General features: G+C 68.8%; 13 protein-coding genes. 4 read left to right on the top strand and 9 right to left on the bottom strand.

Translation table 11 applies throughout. The features are described from left to right. Positions 1-162: 162 nt before the first annotated feature. Positions 163-1,308, bottom strand: a complete 1,146-nt coding sequence (locus SB771_RS15595) for a glycerophosphodiester phosphodiesterase (RefSeq protein WP_175659326.1) — start codon at positions 1,306-1,308, stop codon at positions 163-165. A 358-nt stretch (positions 1,309-1,666) separates the two neighbouring features. Here SB771_RS15595 and SB771_RS15590 point away from each other — a divergent pair, with 358 nt between their 5' ends. Together SB771_RS15590 and SB771_RS15585 are read left to right on the top strand one after the other, a co-directional pair. Further along, positions 1,667-2,731, top strand: a complete 1,065-nt coding sequence (locus tag SB771_RS15590; protein ID WP_175659325.1) for a phytoene/squalene synthase family protein — start codon at positions 1,667-1,669, stop codon at positions 2,729-2,731. 470 nt (positions 2,732-3,201) lie between these two features. Further along, entirely contained in the window at positions 3,202-4,419 is a 1,218-nt protein-coding gene (locus SB771_RS15585; RefSeq protein WP_175654863.1) for a porin, read from the top strand. Between the two features lie 162 nt (positions 4,420-4,581). Here SB771_RS15585 and SB771_RS15580 read toward each other — a convergent pair whose 3' ends face one another. The 8 genes from SB771_RS15580 to SB771_RS15545 all read right to left on the bottom strand — a co-directional run bounded on the left by SB771_RS15580 (position 4,582) and on the right by SB771_RS15545 (position 12,650). Continuing rightward, complete coding sequence (locus tag SB771_RS15580) at positions 4,582-6,069, bottom strand: efflux transporter outer membrane subunit (protein ID WP_175659324.1); 1,488 nt, start codon at positions 6,067-6,069, stop codon at positions 4,582-4,584. Between the two features lie 10 nt (positions 6,070-6,079). Next, positions 6,080-7,234: an ABC transporter permease gene (locus SB771_RS15575; protein ID WP_175659323.1), complete on the bottom strand. Its 1,155-nt coding sequence runs from the start codon at positions 7,232-7,234 to the stop codon at positions 6,080-6,082. Further along, on the bottom strand, positions 7,231-8,202 hold the full coding sequence (locus tag SB771_RS15570; protein WP_175659322.1) for an ABC transporter ATP-binding protein: 972 nt from the start codon (positions 8,200-8,202) through the stop codon (positions 7,231-7,233). Before SB771_RS15570 ends, SB771_RS15575 begins: the two co-directional genes overlap by 4 nt. Then, positions 8,199-9,161 (bottom strand): HlyD family secretion protein, encoded by a 963-nt coding sequence (locus SB771_RS15565; RefSeq protein WP_175659321.1) that lies wholly within the window; start codon positions 9,159-9,161, stop codon positions 8,199-8,201. The genes SB771_RS15570 and SB771_RS15565 overlap by 4 nt, the downstream gene beginning before the upstream one ends. Continuing rightward, complete coding sequence (locus SB771_RS15560; protein ID WP_175659756.1) at positions 9,158-9,856, bottom strand: TetR/AcrR family transcriptional regulator; 699 nt, start codon at positions 9,854-9,856, stop codon at positions 9,158-9,160. The genes SB771_RS15565 and SB771_RS15560 overlap by 4 nt, the downstream gene beginning before the upstream one ends. A gap of 342 nt (positions 9,857-10,198) precedes the next feature. Continuing rightward, a complete protein-coding gene (locus tag SB771_RS15555) occupies positions 10,199-10,624 on the bottom strand; it encodes a cupin domain-containing protein (protein WP_175659320.1) in 426 nt (141 codons plus the stop codon). A 10-nt stretch (positions 10,625-10,634) separates the two neighbouring features. Further along, positions 10,635-11,072 (bottom strand): carboxymuconolactone decarboxylase family protein, encoded by a 438-nt coding sequence (locus tag SB771_RS15550; RefSeq protein ID WP_175659319.1) that lies wholly within the window; start codon positions 11,070-11,072, stop codon positions 10,635-10,637. A 93-nt stretch (positions 11,073-11,165) separates the two neighbouring features. After that, a complete protein-coding gene (locus tag SB771_RS15545) occupies positions 11,166-12,650 on the bottom strand; it encodes a PLP-dependent aminotransferase family protein (protein ID WP_175659318.1) in 1,485 nt (494 codons plus the stop codon). A gap of 225 nt (positions 12,651-12,875) precedes the next feature. Here SB771_RS15545 and SB771_RS15540 point away from each other — a divergent pair, with 225 nt between their 5' ends. Continuing rightward, entirely contained in the window at positions 12,876-13,793 is a 918-nt protein-coding gene (locus SB771_RS15540) for a LysR family transcriptional regulator (protein ID WP_175659317.1), read from the top strand. A 147-nt stretch (positions 13,794-13,940) separates the two neighbouring features. Beyond that, positions 13,941-14,690: an SDR family oxidoreductase gene (locus tag SB771_RS15535; protein ID WP_041491642.1), complete on the top strand. Its 750-nt coding sequence runs from the start codon at positions 13,941-13,943 to the stop codon at positions 14,688-14,690. Positions 14,691-14,712: the final 22 nt, after the last annotated feature.

Here is a 14,712-nt window from a genome sequence, read left to right as displayed (position 1 = left end):
CCAACCGCCAACCGCCAACCGCCAACCGCCAACCGCCAACCGCCAACCGCCAACCGCCAACCGCCAACCGCCAACCGCCAACCGGCGCGCGGCCCCGCGTGCGCCGCGCCCGTTGCCGCGCGCTCTGAGCGTCCAGCGTCCAGCGTCCAGCGTTCAGCCGGTTCAGCGCTTGAACGTATCAACAGCCGTGCGGCCCACGGCCGGATCGTCGGTGAAGAAGCCGTCGATGCCCGCGCGCAGGTAAGCCTGGATCTCGCGCACCGAGCCCGCGGTGTTGCGCGTGGCCGGCGTGCCGCCGTCCTTCAGCGACGCGGGCAGGAAGTTGTTCTCCGGGCGGAACGTGTACGGATGCACGACGAGGCCGGCTTCATGCGCATAGCGCACGTACGGCGTCGGCTGCTGCAGCGTGCCGTCCGCGGCCACCGCGATGATCGACGTCTTGTACGGCCCGACGCCGTTCGCATAGGACGCGATCTCGCGCATCCCGTCGCGCGTCGACAGGTCGCCATAGGTGCGCTTGTCGTTCGCTTTCACGAAGTCGTACGGACGCTGGCCGGCTTCGTCCATCAACTGCACGAGCTTCCAGTTCGGCTGGCTCGACTTGATCCGGTTGCGGATCGTCTTCAGGTTCGCGACCTCGAACGACTGGATGTAGACCGTCGCCGTGCGCGCCGTATACGGATCCTTCAGCAGCGCGTCGACGAGGCGATCCTCGAGCGGCAGGCCGATCGACTGGAAGTAGGTCGGGTGCTTGGTTTCCGGATACAGATGGATCGTGCGGCCGGTCTGCGCGGACATCTGTTTCGCGAGCGCGACGATCTCGTCGAAGGTCGGGATCTCGAACTGATCGTTGTACGCGGTGTTCGCCGGGCGGATCTGCGGAATGCGCTCGCGGGCACGCAGCGTCTTCAGCTCGGCGAGCGTGAAGTCCTCGGTGAACCAGCCGGTCAGCTGCGTGCCGTCGATCGTCTTGGTCGCCTTGCGGCTCGCGAACTGCGGCAGCGTCGACACGTTCGTCGTGCCCGAGATTTCGTTTTCGTGGCGCGCGACGAGCACGCCGTCGCGGGTCGCGACGAGGTCGGGCTCGATCACGTCCGCACCGTCCTCGATCGCCTTGCGGTACGACGCAAGCGTGTGCTCGGGCCGCAGCGCGCTCGCGCCGCGATGGCCGACCACCTGGACCTTCGCGGAGATCGGTTGCGTGGGATCGGACGCCGAGATATCGTCGCCGCCGCAGGCGGCTAGCAGAAGGGCGGCGGCACAGGCGAACGGGATGCAGCGCAGGGCGGTCGGGCGCGTGAAGAGCATGGCGGTGAACCTTCGGAACGGAAGTCGGTGAAAGGGCGCTCGATCCGGCGGCGCGGATTGAACGGGATCGAACGGGACGCGATCGTCGCACTGGATCATTACATATGTATTACTTTCGCCTTTCTGTTTTGTTGTGACGAAAATGAGCGGGACGGTGGAACACGCGGTGGCGCGGCGTGACGCGATCCGACCCGTGTTGGAGAACCACCGAGCCGGATGCACTAAACTTGCGGGACTTTTGCATCGCCGCGCCGGGCCGACGCCTGCCCGCGCACGACGATGCGGCGACTCGCGGCCGGCGCGGGCACCCCGGCACCGTATGCGTGCGGGGCCCGCGCCGGCCGATTTTTAGCGACCCATGACGACTCATACCGATCCCGCCTATCTGCTCGGCGACCTGCTGAAGAACGTTTCCCGCTCCTTTTACCTGACGCTGCGCGTGCTGCCCGACGGCATGCGCGAGCCGGTCGGCCTGGCCTACCTGCTCGCGCGCGCGGCCGACACGATCGCCGACACGGCGCTCGTCGCGCCCGAGCGTCGCGCGGCGCTGCTGACCGACCTGCGCGACGAGATCGAGCGGCTCGGCGACGGCGCAGCGCTGTCGCGCGCGCTCGAGGACGTCACGCGGATGCAGACGGATTCGCACGAACACATGCTGCTCGCGTCGATGAAGCCGATGCTTGCGCTGCTGCGCGCGCAGCCGGACGCGGATCGCGCGTCGATCCGCAAGGTCGTCGCGACGCTGACGTCGGGGATGGAGTTCGACCTGCGCACGTTTCCCGACGAGCAGTCGGGGCAGGTCGCGTCGCTGCCGAGCCGTGACGAACTCGATCGCTACACGTATCTGGTCGCCGGCTGCGTCGGCGAATTCTGGACCGACATGACCGGCGCGCACACGCGGGCCGCGCGCGGCTGGGACTTCGCGGACATGCGCGAGAAGGGCATCCGTTTCGGCAAGGCGCTGCAGATGACCAACATCCTGCGCGACTGCGCGAAGGACCTGCGGATCGGCCGCTGCTATCTGCCGGACGACGTGCTGGCCGAGCATCGCATCGGCGTCGCCGACCTCATGTCGCCCGACGCGTCGGCCCGCGCGCGCGGCGTGCTGGTCGAGCTGTTGCGCGCGACGCTCGCGCAGTATCGCGACGCGTGCTTCTATACGCAGGCGATTCCGCGCCGCTTCGTGCGTCTGCGGCTCGCATGCCTGTGGCCGATCATGATCGGCCTCGAAACGCTCGAACTGCTGGCCGGCCACGACGCGTGGCTCGATCCGGCGCGGCCGGCGAAGGTGCCGCGCAAGCGGATCTACCGGATCATGGCGTCGTCGCTCGCGCTCGTCGGTTCGAACGCGGCGATCCGTGCGCGCATCAACGCGCTGGTCGACGCGGTGAACGCGCGGATCGCGCCACCCGCGTCGCATTGAATGTCGCCGGCGCGAGGCGCCGGCATCCTCCTGCGGCCCGCGTTCGCCGGGCCGCTCCGTCCGATCTCCGCCGCACGCGCTGAAACGTTTTCAAATTTCGCTTCCCGAAACGTGGGTGTCATGAACGTAAGCGATCCTGCGCGGCGATGTGAATCGCGGTGTCGATCGCGGTTGCGCATTGGTCGGAACAAACGTGCCGAAGGCGTCTGACAACACCGCCCGGTCGCGATGCACCCGTAAAAATGTAAAGCTAGGGTTTTCACCGGGAAATGCCGGAAATCCCCGCCGCGTAAGCGTTTTCAGGTGTTATGTAACCGTTTGGTGAACCCGTGCGTTGCGTCGATCATACGATGACCGACTGCACGTATTGGGAAACAATTGGTAATCCGTCAGAATCGCTCCGGCATGTACTCGCACATGTGCATAAAACCACACCAGAAAAGAAATCATTCTTTGAGGACGGAGAATCAATGAAAAAGCGCGTCGCTTTCGCCATGACGGCAGTGGGTCTCGCAGCCGCTACCGCAGCTCACGCCCAGAGCAGCGTCACCCTGTACGGTATCGTCGATAACGCTATCGCGTACCAGAACAACTCGTCGGCAACCGGCGCGACCACGGGTGGTCACTCGAAGGTTCAGATGGCCACCGGCATTTGGGCGGGCAGCCGCTTCGGCCTGAAGGGCAGCGAAGACCTCGGCGGCGGCACGAAGGCGATCTTCCAGTTGGAAGCCGGCTTCAACGCGAACAACGGTTCGTCGCAATGGACGAACGGCATCTTCACGCGTCAGGCATGGGTCGGCCTGAGCAACCAGACGTACGGTACGCTGACGGCAGGCCGCCAGTACACCGCGTACTACACGCTGCTGTCGCCGTACAGCCCGACGACCTGGCTGACCGGCTACTACGGCGCGCACCCGGGTGATATCGATTCGCTGGATACCAGCTACCGCGCGAACAACTCGCTCGTCTACATGTCGCCGAAGTTCTACGGCTTCACGGTCGGCGGTTCGTACTCGTTCGGCGGCGTCGCAGGCAGCGTGAACCGCGGCTCGACGTGGAGCGCGGCGATCCAGTACCTGAACGGCCCGGCAGGCATCGCGGTCGGCTTCCAGCGTATCAACAACGCGACGCTCGGCGGCGGTGTGTGGGGCGCGAACTCGACCGCGCAGAACGGTCTGGACACGAGCGGCAACGGTGCAGAGCAGGCCGTGTCGTCGATCAACAACGGCTACCGGACGGCACAGGCGCAACAGCGTCTCGCGGTGACGGCAGGCTATCAGTTCACGCCGGCATGGGACGTTTCGGTTTCGTACTCGAACGTGCAATACATCCCGGGTACGCTGTCGGGCTTCCGGAACACGGCAATCTTCAACACGGCAGGCGCCGTGCTGCACTGGAAGGCAGCGCCGCAGTGGGACTTCGCGGCAGGCTACTCGTACACGCGTGCGACCGAGTCGAACGGCATCTCGAGCGCGGCCAAGTACCATCAGGTCACGCTGTCGCAGTACTACAGCCTGTCGAAGCGCACGGGCCTGTACGCAGTTGAGGCTTGGCAGCGCGCGAGCGGCAACACGCTCACCCCGACGGGCGGCGTGATCCTCGCGACGACGTCGACGGGCGACGGCGTGGGCGCAGGTTCGAAGCAGAACCAGATCGCTGCCGGCGTCGGCCTGATCCACCGCTTCTAAATGTCGCGCGGCGCGCGAGCGCCGCTCACGGCATGCGGGTTGAAGAAACCGGCCTTCGGGCCGGTTTTTTTTCGTCGGTACGCACCGGGCGCGTGGTGCATGCGCGAGTACGGTTGTCGGTCACGCCGCGTCCGGCGATGCATCGTCGAGTCATCGTGCCGGTCAGCGGTGCGAATCATCCGTCAAGTTTCCCGCCAGCGCCTGGAACAGCGCCGCCGTATCCGCAAGCCGGTCGGCTTGCGCGCGGGTCCGCTCGAGCGCGGTCTGCAATACTTGTCGCTGTGCGTCGAGCAGGTCGATCAGGCTGATTCCGCCCGCCGCGTAGCGGTCGCCGGCAATCGCATGGCTGGCCGCCGCCTGTTGCGCGGCGGTGTCTCTCGCCTGCAATTCGGCCGCATCGTGTTCGACCGCGCGCATCGCGTCGGCCACCTGCTGAAGCGCCAGCAGCACGGTTTCCCGATAGCTCGCGAATGCGGCGTCGTACGCCGCTTCGGCCGCGCGTTTCCGCGCGCGCAGTTCGCCGCCGTGAAAGAGCGGCTGCGCGAGGCCGAGCCCGACGTTCCACACGTTGAGCCCGCTGACGATATCCGCGATGCGCGTGCGCTCCGACCCGATCCCCGCCGAAATCGAAAAACGCGGATACAGGTTCGCCGTGGCCACGCCGACGTTCGCGCTCGCCTGGTGCAGCACGGCCTCCGCCGCGCGGATGTCGGGCCGTTCGCGCGCAAGCGTCGACGGCAGCGAGACCGGCAGCGTGCGGGGCAGCGCGAGTGTGTCGAGCGCGACGTCGGGCAACGCTTCGTCCGACGGCGGCGCGCCCAGCAGGATCGCGAGCCGGTGGCCGGCCTGCGCGTGGCGCGCGACGAGCGGCGGCAGCGATGCCTGCGTTTGCGCGAGCAGCGCGCGCTGCGCATGCACGTCGGCGCGCGACACGCCCCCCGCCGCGAAGCGCGCTTCGACGATGCGCAACTGCCGCGCTTGCGCGTCGACGAGCTGCCGCGTGAGCGCGACTTGCTGCGCGAGCGACGCGCGCAGGATCGCGGTCGCGACGACGTTGCCCGCGAGCGTCAGGCGCGCGGCGTCGAGCGTATAGGCCTGATAGTCGACCTGGGCACGCAGCGCTTCAAGCGCGCGCCGGTTGCCGCCGAACACGTCGAGTGCGTACGACACGCTCACCGACGCGTCATACAGCGTGAACGGCCCGGGATTCGGCATGTTGGCGGGCAGCCCGAACGCGGCGATGTCGACCTTCTCGCGCGTGGCGGACAGGTTCGCGTCGACGCGCGGCAGCATCGTCGCGCCGGCTTCGGCCGCATGGTTCTGCCGCGCTTCGTCGAGCCGCGCGCGGGCCTCGGCGAGCGTCGGGCTGTTGCGCCATGCGGTGTCGACGAGGCGGTCGAGCGGCTCGGAGCCGAACTGCGTCCACCAGCGTTGCAGCGTATGCGCGGACGTCGCGAACGTCTGCGCGTCGCCGGCCGGACCGCCGGCGGCGGCCGTGGTCGCGGGCGCTGCATCGCGCGTGTACTGCTGCGTGGCCGGCGGCTCCGGCGCGCGGAAATCCGGCCCGACCGCACATCCGGCGAGCAGCGCGATCGCGGCCAGCGCGCCGCCGCGGGCAGCGTGGAATGTGCGACGCGAAGCCGGTTTCATCGCGCGGCCCCTAATCGAGCGTGCGCCGGTAGAAGCGCAGCGCGACGCTCATCACGACGAGGGTGAACAGCGCGACGGGCCACACGGACGGCCACAGGTCGGCCCAGGCGTTGCCTTTCAGCAGGATGCCGCGCACGAGGCGGTTGAAGTAGGTGAGCGGCAGCAGGTTGCCGATGAACTGCGCCCACTTCGGCATCCCGGCGAACGGGAACATGAAGCCCGACAGCAGGATGTTCGGCAGGAAGTAGAACACCGCGAGCTGCATCGCCTGCAACTGGTTCTGCGCGAGCGACGACAGCGTGATGCCGACCGTCAGGTTCGCGGCGATGAAGAGCAGCGCGGCGAGATAGATCGCGAACACGCCGCCGACGAACGGCACCTCGAACACGAACCGCGCGGCGACGAGAATGATCGACACCTGGATCAGCCCGATGAACACGTACGGGACGATCTTGCCCGTCATCACCTCGAGCGGCCGCACGGGTGTCGCGAGCAGGTTTTCCATCGTGCCGCGCTCGCGTTCGCGGGTGATCGCGAGACCGGTCATCATCACCATCGTCATTGTCAGGATCACGCCCATCAGGCCCGGCACGACGTTGTACTGCGTGATGCCCTCGGGGTTGTACAGGCGGTGCAGCACGACGTCGAACGCGGCCGGGCGGCCGTTCAGACGCGCGAGCGGGCCCGTCAGGTCCTTGTCCGCGACGGGCTGCACGAGCCCCGTCAGCGCGCCGATCGCCGACGCGGTCGCGACGGGATCGGTCGCGTCCGCCTCGACGAGCAGCGACGGATGCTCGCCGCGCAGCAGCCGCTTCGAGAAATCGGCCGGCACGCTCAGCACGAACTGCACGTCGCCGCGCGCGAGTGCCTGCCGGCCGGCCGCTTCGTCGGGCAGGGTCGAGACGATGTCGAAGTACGCGGAGTTGCGCATCGCGGCGATGAAGCTGCGTGCGAAGGGGCTCGACTCGGCGACGATCACCGCGGTCGGCAGGTGCTTCGGATCGGTGTTGATCGCGAAGCCGAACAGCGCGAGCTGGATGATCGGCACGCCGACGATCATCGCGAACGTGACGCGATCGCGGCGCAGCTGCAGGAATTCCTTCAGCACGATGCTCCACCAGCGCGCGACCGAGAACGATTCGCGCAGGCCCGCCCACGCGTTCATGACGACGCTCCGCCGGGCGGCGCGGAGGCACGGCCCATCATGTAGATGAAGACATCTTCGAGCCCGGTGTCGATCGGCGCGATCTGCAGCGCTGCGCGACCGTCCGTGCGCGCGCCGGCCTCGGCCGCCACCTGCGCGAGCGTCGCGTCGAGCAGCGCGCGATCGCGGCCGCTCACGTGCAGCGCGGAGCCGAACACGACGGTTTGATCGACGCCCGGCATCGTGCGCAGTTGCGCGGACAGTTCGGTCAGGTGCCCGCCCGTGATCGTGCGGGTCGACAGGTGCTGCGACGCGACGATCTCCGCCGACGTGCCCTGTGCGAGCAGTTCGCCGGCCGCGATATACGCGAGCTTGTGGCAGCGCTCGGCCTCGTCCATGTAGTGCGTGCTGACGAGCACCGAGATCCCTTGCGCGGCGAGCCGGTGCAGCTCTTCCCAGAAGTCGCGGCGCGCGGCCGGGTCGACGCCGGCGGTCGGTTCGTCGAGCAGCAGCAGCTCCGGCTCGTGCAGCATGCACGCGGCGAGCGCGAGGCGCTGCTTCCACCCGCCGGACAGCGCGCCCGTGAGCTGATCCGCACGGCTCGCGAGACCGAGCCCGTCGAGCGCGCGCGCGACGGTTGCGTGGCGATCGGGCATCCCGTACACGCGCGCGACGAAATCGAGGTTCTCGCGGATCGACAGGTCTTCCCAGTACGAGAAGCGTTGCGTCATGTAGCCGACGCGCCGCTTGATCTGCGCGCTGTCGCGCACGATGTCGTAGCCGAGGCAGGTGCCGCTGCCCGAGTCGGGCGTGAGCAGGCCGCACATCATCCGGATCGACGTGGTCTTGCCGCTGCCGTTCGGTCCGAGAAAGCCGAAGATTTCGCCGCGCGCGACGCGCAGCGATACGTCCTTCACGACGTGCTTGTCGCCGAACCGCTTGTTCAGGCGGTGGACGTCGATCGCATACGGAGCGGCCGGCGCGTTCAACGCACCCTCACGGCGACGGGCTGGCCCGGATGCAGCTTCGGCGCGTCGGCGGGCGCCGGGCGCGCCTCGACCATGAACACGAGCTTGCTCCGGCTCTCGTTGCTGTAGATCACCGGCGGCGTGTACTCGGCCGCGCGCGACACGTAGGTGATGCGCGCGGACACGTCGGCCGCGCAGCCGTCGCAGTGGATCGCGATCGTGCGCCCCGGGGCGAGCGACGCGATGGCCGCCTCCGGCACGAAGAAGCGCACCTTCAGGTTCTGCGGCGGCAGCATCTGCACGACCGGATTGCCGGCCTGCACCCATTCGCCGACGCGGTACAGCGTGTCGTACACGCGCCCATCGGCGGGCGCGGCGATGCGCTTCTGGTCGAGCTTCCATTGCGCTTCGGCCACGGCGGCCTGCGCGGCGTCGACCTGCGCGGCCTGGGCGGCGACCTGCTGCGCGCGGCCCGGCAAACGCGCGACATCGACCTGGTTCTGCAGCTCGCGCATCTGCGCGGCGGTGGTCTGCGCGGACGTGCGCGTGTCGTCGAGCTGCTGCTTCGACAGGCCGCCGGCCGCGTACTGGCGTTCGTCGCGCGCGAGTTGCGCGGCGGCCCGCGCGGCTTGTGCGGTGGCCTGCGCGAGCTGGGCACGCGTGACCGCGACTTCCGGCGGGCGCTTGCCGGTCTGCAGATCGGCAAGCTGCGCGCGTGCGGCCGCGAGCTGATGCTGCGCCTGCTGCAGCGCGGCCGTTTCGCTGACGGCTTCGAGCGCGAACACCGGCGTACCGGCCGCGACGGCCTGGCCGCGTTCGACCGACAGTTGGGTCAGCGTGCCCGCTTGCGACGACGACAGGTACACGAATTCGCCTTCGACATAGCCTTGGTAAGTCGTGCCGGTGTCGGCCGGCCGTCCGCAACCGCCGAGCAGCGCGGCGGCGGCCAGCGCGAGCGGCAGCGCGCGGGCCGTGCTCACGACGGCCTCCGGGGCGCGCGAGCGCGCGCATCCGGCGCGGTGACGGGCGGCTGCAGGCCGGAGCCGAGCAGCGCACGGACGTGGCGATGCAGCACGTCGCGATCGATCGGCGGCAGGCCGCGCGCGCTTTGCCACAGCTTCGCGGTCGCGAGCGGCAGCATGACGAGCGCGATGATCGAATGGAACAGGAACGCGGGTTCGAGCGACGGGTTCAGCGTGCCGGCCTGCTGCGCGGCGCGGATGCGTTCGGCAAAACGCCCGACATGCTCGAGCGGAATGCGGCGGACCATCCGCTCGCGCAGCAGCCCGCCTTCGTGGACGATCTCGCGCAGCCAGATCGACGGCAGCCACGGCATGCGATGCGTGACGTCGAAGAACCGGTCGACGAGTTCGGCGACGAGCGCGAACGGATCGTTTTCGATCTGCGGCGCGGTCGGCCGCCATACGAACGCGATGACCTGCGCGAGCCGCTCCTCGACGATCGCGTCGAGCAGTTGCTCGCGATTCGTGAAGTAGTAATGGACCATCGCCGACGTGACGCCGGCGGCCGCGGCGATCTGCGCGACCGTCGTCGCGGCGATGCCGTGCTCGGCAAACAGCTGGATCGCCACGTCGAGCATGTGATCGCGCAGGTCGAAATCCTCCACCGACGGGCGGCGCCCGCGCGGCCTGGCGACGGTGGATTTCGCGTTCATGCAGACGACGCTAATTGATGAGTTAGTTAATTTCAAGGAAGGGTTTTCGCGCGCGTTGATCGCGATCAGGCAAGCGCCGAATGGCGGTGTGCGTGAGCGGGGAGGCAGTGCGGCGCCGGGCCGGGCGCGGGTGGCGGCGTGTAGGGAGCGGCTAATGAGGAAGCGGCGGAGGGGAACTGCCGAAAGCGGTGACGCATCGGTCTGGAAGCTGGAAGCTGGAAGCTGGAAGCTGGAAGCGGGAAGCGGGAAGCGGGAAGCGGGAAGCGGGAAGCGGGAAAGCGGCGGAGAACCCACTCGTGAAGCAAGCGCGCGCCCGCCACGGCACGCGCGCCCGAAACATCGTCACTGATCCATCGGCGACTTCAGCGGATCGTGCTCGCCCGTCAGCCCGAACACGACGAGCTGCGCGGGTTCGGTCGCGCTCGCATTGCGCGAAACCTGGTGGCGCGAACCGGGCGCCTCGTACCAGCCTTCGCCGGCGCGGTAGCGGCGCACCGGGCCGCCGTTCACTTGCGACAGCACTTCGCCTTTCGACACGACCGCGAACACCGAGCCGAGATGCTTGTGCGCGTCGGACGCCTGGCCGGGCGCATAGTCGACGGTCGCGACGACGGCGAGCTTGCCGGGCGCTTCGAGCACGGCCTGCCGCATGATCGGATGCACGTTGTCGTCGGCATCGTGCGCGTGGGCGGCCGTCGGCAGCGCGGCGCCGAGCGCGATTGACGCGCCCAGAACCACGCGGCGGAGCAGGGAGCGGGAATGCGTCATCGTCGCCCCCTTATTCGGGCATCTTGCGGAACGCGATCGCGAAGCGGTTCCACGAGTTGATCGTCGCGATCAGCATCGACAGGTCGAACAGTTCCGTGTCGCTGAAGTGCGGCTTCACGGCTTCCCAGACGGAATCGGGCACGTGGTTGTCGGCGACCAGCGTCAGCGCTTCGGTCCATTCCAGCGCCGCGCGTTCGCGCTCGGTGAAGAACGGCGTTTCGCGCCAGGCGACCACCGTCGCCAGGCGTCGGTCGGTCTCGCCGCCCTTGCGCGCGTCGATGGTGTGCATGTCGACGCAGAAGGCGCAACCGTTGATCTGCGACGCGCGCAGCCGGACGAGTTCGGCGAGCGGCTTCTCGATCGAGCTCTTCGCGATGAATTCCTCGGCGTTGCGCATCACCTTGATCGCGTTTGGGCTGGCGGTATAGAAGTTCAGGCGCGGTTGCATGGCAGGTCCTTTTTCGTGGGTGCGCCCGGGGGCGCGACAGGACTCACTTTAAGCATGTCACTGGCCTGCTTGAATGACCAATTTCATGGAAATTCAGGTAACCAGTGGCGAGCCGCCGAAATCGCCCGAACCCAGCAGCGCGGCCAGTTTCGCGAGCGCGGAATCGATGTGCAGCGCGTCGATTCCGCCATAGCCGAACAGCAGCCCCGCGCGCGTGGCCGAGCCGACGTGGAACGCCGAGATCCCGTACAGGCCGATGTCGTGCTCGCGGGCCGCGCGGACCAGCGCGGCTTCGTCGAGCCCGGGTTTCAGGAGCGCGGCGAGGTGGATGCCGGCGGTCGGCACGATCGTGTCGAACCACGGTGCGAGGCCGCCGCGCAGGTGCGCGAGCAGCATCTTGCGGCGCGCGTCGTAGTGCTTCTGCACGCGCCGCAGGTGCCGCGCAAAATCGCCTTCGAGCATGAAGCGGGCGAGCGCCGCCTGCGTCAGCGTGCAGGTATGCCAGTCGACGATCTGCTTCGCCTTCGCGAGCGCGCCGCGCAGTGCGCTCGGCGGAATCGCGTAGCCGATCCGCAGTTCGGGGAAGATCGTCTTCGAGAACGTGCCGACGTATGCGACGAGGCCCGTGCGGTCGAGGCTCTTCAGCGACTCCACCGGCCGGCCTTCGAAGCGGAACTCGCCGTCGTAGTCGTCCTCGATGATCACCGCGCGGCGGCGCTGCGCCCATTCGAGCAGCGCGACACGACGGTCCAGCGTCATCGGCATCCCGAGCGGGAACTGGTGCGACGGCGTCACGTAGACGAGACGCGCGTCGTCGGGCAGCCGCTCGGTGACGAGGCCGTGTGCGTCGACCGGCACGCCGATCACCGTCGCGCCGAGCGATGCGAACGCCGCGCGTGCCGGCGGATAGCCGGGGTTCTCGACCGCGACGACGTCGCCCGGCCGCACGACCACGCGCGCGATCAGGTCGAGCGCCTGTTGCGCGCCTTGCGTGACGAGCACGTCGTCCCAGCCGCAGGCCACCGCGCGGCTGAACCCGACGTAACGCGCGATCGCGCCGCGCAATTGCGGGTCGCCCGCCGGGTCGTGGTACTGGCCCGGGCCGCGCGCCTGCTGGCGCAACGCGTGATGCAGGCAGCGGCGCCATGCGTCGAACGGGAACAGCGTCTTGTCGGTCACGCCGCCGCGGAAGTCGAAGGCGGGCGCCGCCTGCGGTGTCGGCATCGCGAGTGCGTCGGGCAGGTCGTCCCACAGCGCGCGTGCGTCGACCGCGTGGACGCGCGGTGTGTCCTCGACGAGCGACGGTGCCGACGCGACCGGCGCATGCGGAACCCGCGCGAGGCCGCCGGCGACGAACGTGCCGTCGCCCGCGCGCGTGTTCAGATAGCCCTCGGCGACGAGACGCTCGAACGCGTCGAGCGTCGTCTTGCGCGACACGCCGAGCTGCTTCGCGAGATCGCGCGTCGACGGCAGCCGGGCGCCGCCCTCGAGCCGCCCGCCGACGATCGCGGTGCGCAGCTGACGGAAGATTTGCCCGGTCAGGTCGTGACGGCCTTCGATGCGGATCGCGATGTCCATTGCAGTGGCTACCTGGAATGCAGGAATTCTGACGCCGATCAGCATACCGGAAGTGCATCATTGGTTTCCGGCCGGCAACGACACGCGAACGGCTTCGTGCGGCCGGAGAAGGCCATGCCCGTCGGCCCTGCACCCGCCGCCTCTGCGGGCACCTCGTCATTCAATTGGACCGCCGCCCGCCGCTGCCTTACGATCCACCCCAATCCCCCGACCGGAGTGCCCCCAATGCTGTCCGAAGACGAACTGGCGCTGCTCGATGCGATCCGCGCCACCGGCAGCCTGTCGCGCGCGGCCGCGCGGCTCGGCAAGGCGCCGTCGACGGTGTCGCACACCGCGCGGCAGCTCGAAACGCGCTTCGACGCGCTGCTGTTCGACCGGCGCGGCTACCGGCTGCAGCTCACGCCGGCCGGCCAGTTGCTGACCGACGAGGCGTCGCGCCTCGCGCTGGACGTCGCACGGCTCACGCAGCGCGTGCGGCAGGTCGCAAGCGGCTGGGAGGACCGGCTGACGATCGTCAGCGACGAGGTGCTGGAGTTCGATACGCTGCTGCCGGTCGTTCGCGCGTTCGATGCGCTCGATTCGGGCGTGTCGCTGCGTTTCACGCACGAAGTGCTCGGCGGCACCTGGGAAGCCCTGCGCGACGGCCGCGCGGACCTGGTCGTCGGCGCGACCAACGAGCCGCCGGCGATTCCGGGCTTCAAGTGGTTCGAGCTCGGCGCGATGGAATGGGTGTTCGCGGTATCGCCGCGCCATCCGCTGGCGGCGGCGAGCGAGCGGCTCACCCGGGACGCGATCGGCGCGCATCGGGCGGTGGTCGTCGCGGATTCGTCGCGGCGGTCGGTCGGCCGTATGTACGGGCTGCTCGGCGGCCAGGCGGTGCTCGCGGTGCCGTCGATGCGCGCGAAGATCCTCGCGCAGCGCGACGGGCTCGGCGTCGGCTGGGTGCCGCGCCGGCGCGTCGCGTCGCTGCTCGCGCGCGGCGAGCTCGTGGAGAAGGAAACGGCCGATCCGCGCGAACCGAACGTGCTGTATGTCGCATGGCGCAGCGACCGCGACGGCCGCGCGCTGCAATGGTGGCTCGAGCAACTGCGCGAACCGCGGCTCGCGCAGCGGCTGCTCGACGGGATCGACGTGTCGGGCTGAGTGCGCGAGGCGGGCACGAGACGGAGGCGCCTTCCGCGAACATGTTCGAAAATTTCGAACATGTCTGCCGTGCCGATCGCACGGCACGGCCGGGCGCCGAGCGCATCCTGTGTTCACGGTCAACTCACCGGTTCACAGGAGAACATCATGCAACGCTTCGAAGGAAAGACGGTTCTGGTCACGGGCGGCAACAGCGGCATCGGCCTGGCGGCCGCACGGGCATTCGCGGCCGAAGGCGCGCGGGTCGTCATCACCGGCCGCGACGAGCAGACGCTCGCCGCCGCACGCGAGACGCTCGGCGACGGCGCGCTCGCGATCCGCAACGAGGCCGGCAGCGTCGCGTCGGCGCGGGCGCTGGCCGATGCGCTCACAGCGTCCGGCGTGCGGCTCGACGCGGTGTTCATCAATGCGGGCGTCGCGAAACTCGCGCCGTTCGCGGATAGCGACGAGGCGATGTGGGACCTCGTGTTCAACACCAACGTGAAGGGCGCGTATTTCCAGATCCAGTCGCTCGTCCCGCTGCTGAACCGCGGCGCGTCGATCGTGATCAACGGGTCGATCAACGCGCACATCGGGATGCCGGGTTCGTCCGTGTATGCGGCGAGCAAGGCGGCCGTCAATTCGTTCGCGAAGACGCTGTCGACGGAATTGCTGCCGCACGGCGTGCGGGTGAACGTGGTGAGCCCCGGGCCGGTGCAGACGCCGCTGTACGGCAAGCTTGGCCTCGATGCGGCAGCGCTCGACGAGACGGCCGACAAGATCAGGGGCCTCGTCCCGATCGGTCGGTTCGGCACGCCGGACGAAATCGCGTCGACGGTGCTGCACCTGAGCGCGCCCGAGTCCGCCTTCATCGTCGGCGCGGAAATCATCGCGTCGGGCGGGATGGGCTTGCTCTGAGCGTGAAACCGGCAGGGCTGCA

This window comes from Burkholderia sp. SIMBA_051 (assembly GCF_046534915.1).
GTDB lineage: Bacteria > Pseudomonadota > Gammaproteobacteria > Burkholderiales > Burkholderiaceae > Burkholderia > Burkholderia ambifaria.
The sequence above is the reverse complement of the archived record's forward strand: the minus strand, read 5'-3'. Positions and strand labels throughout refer to the sequence as shown.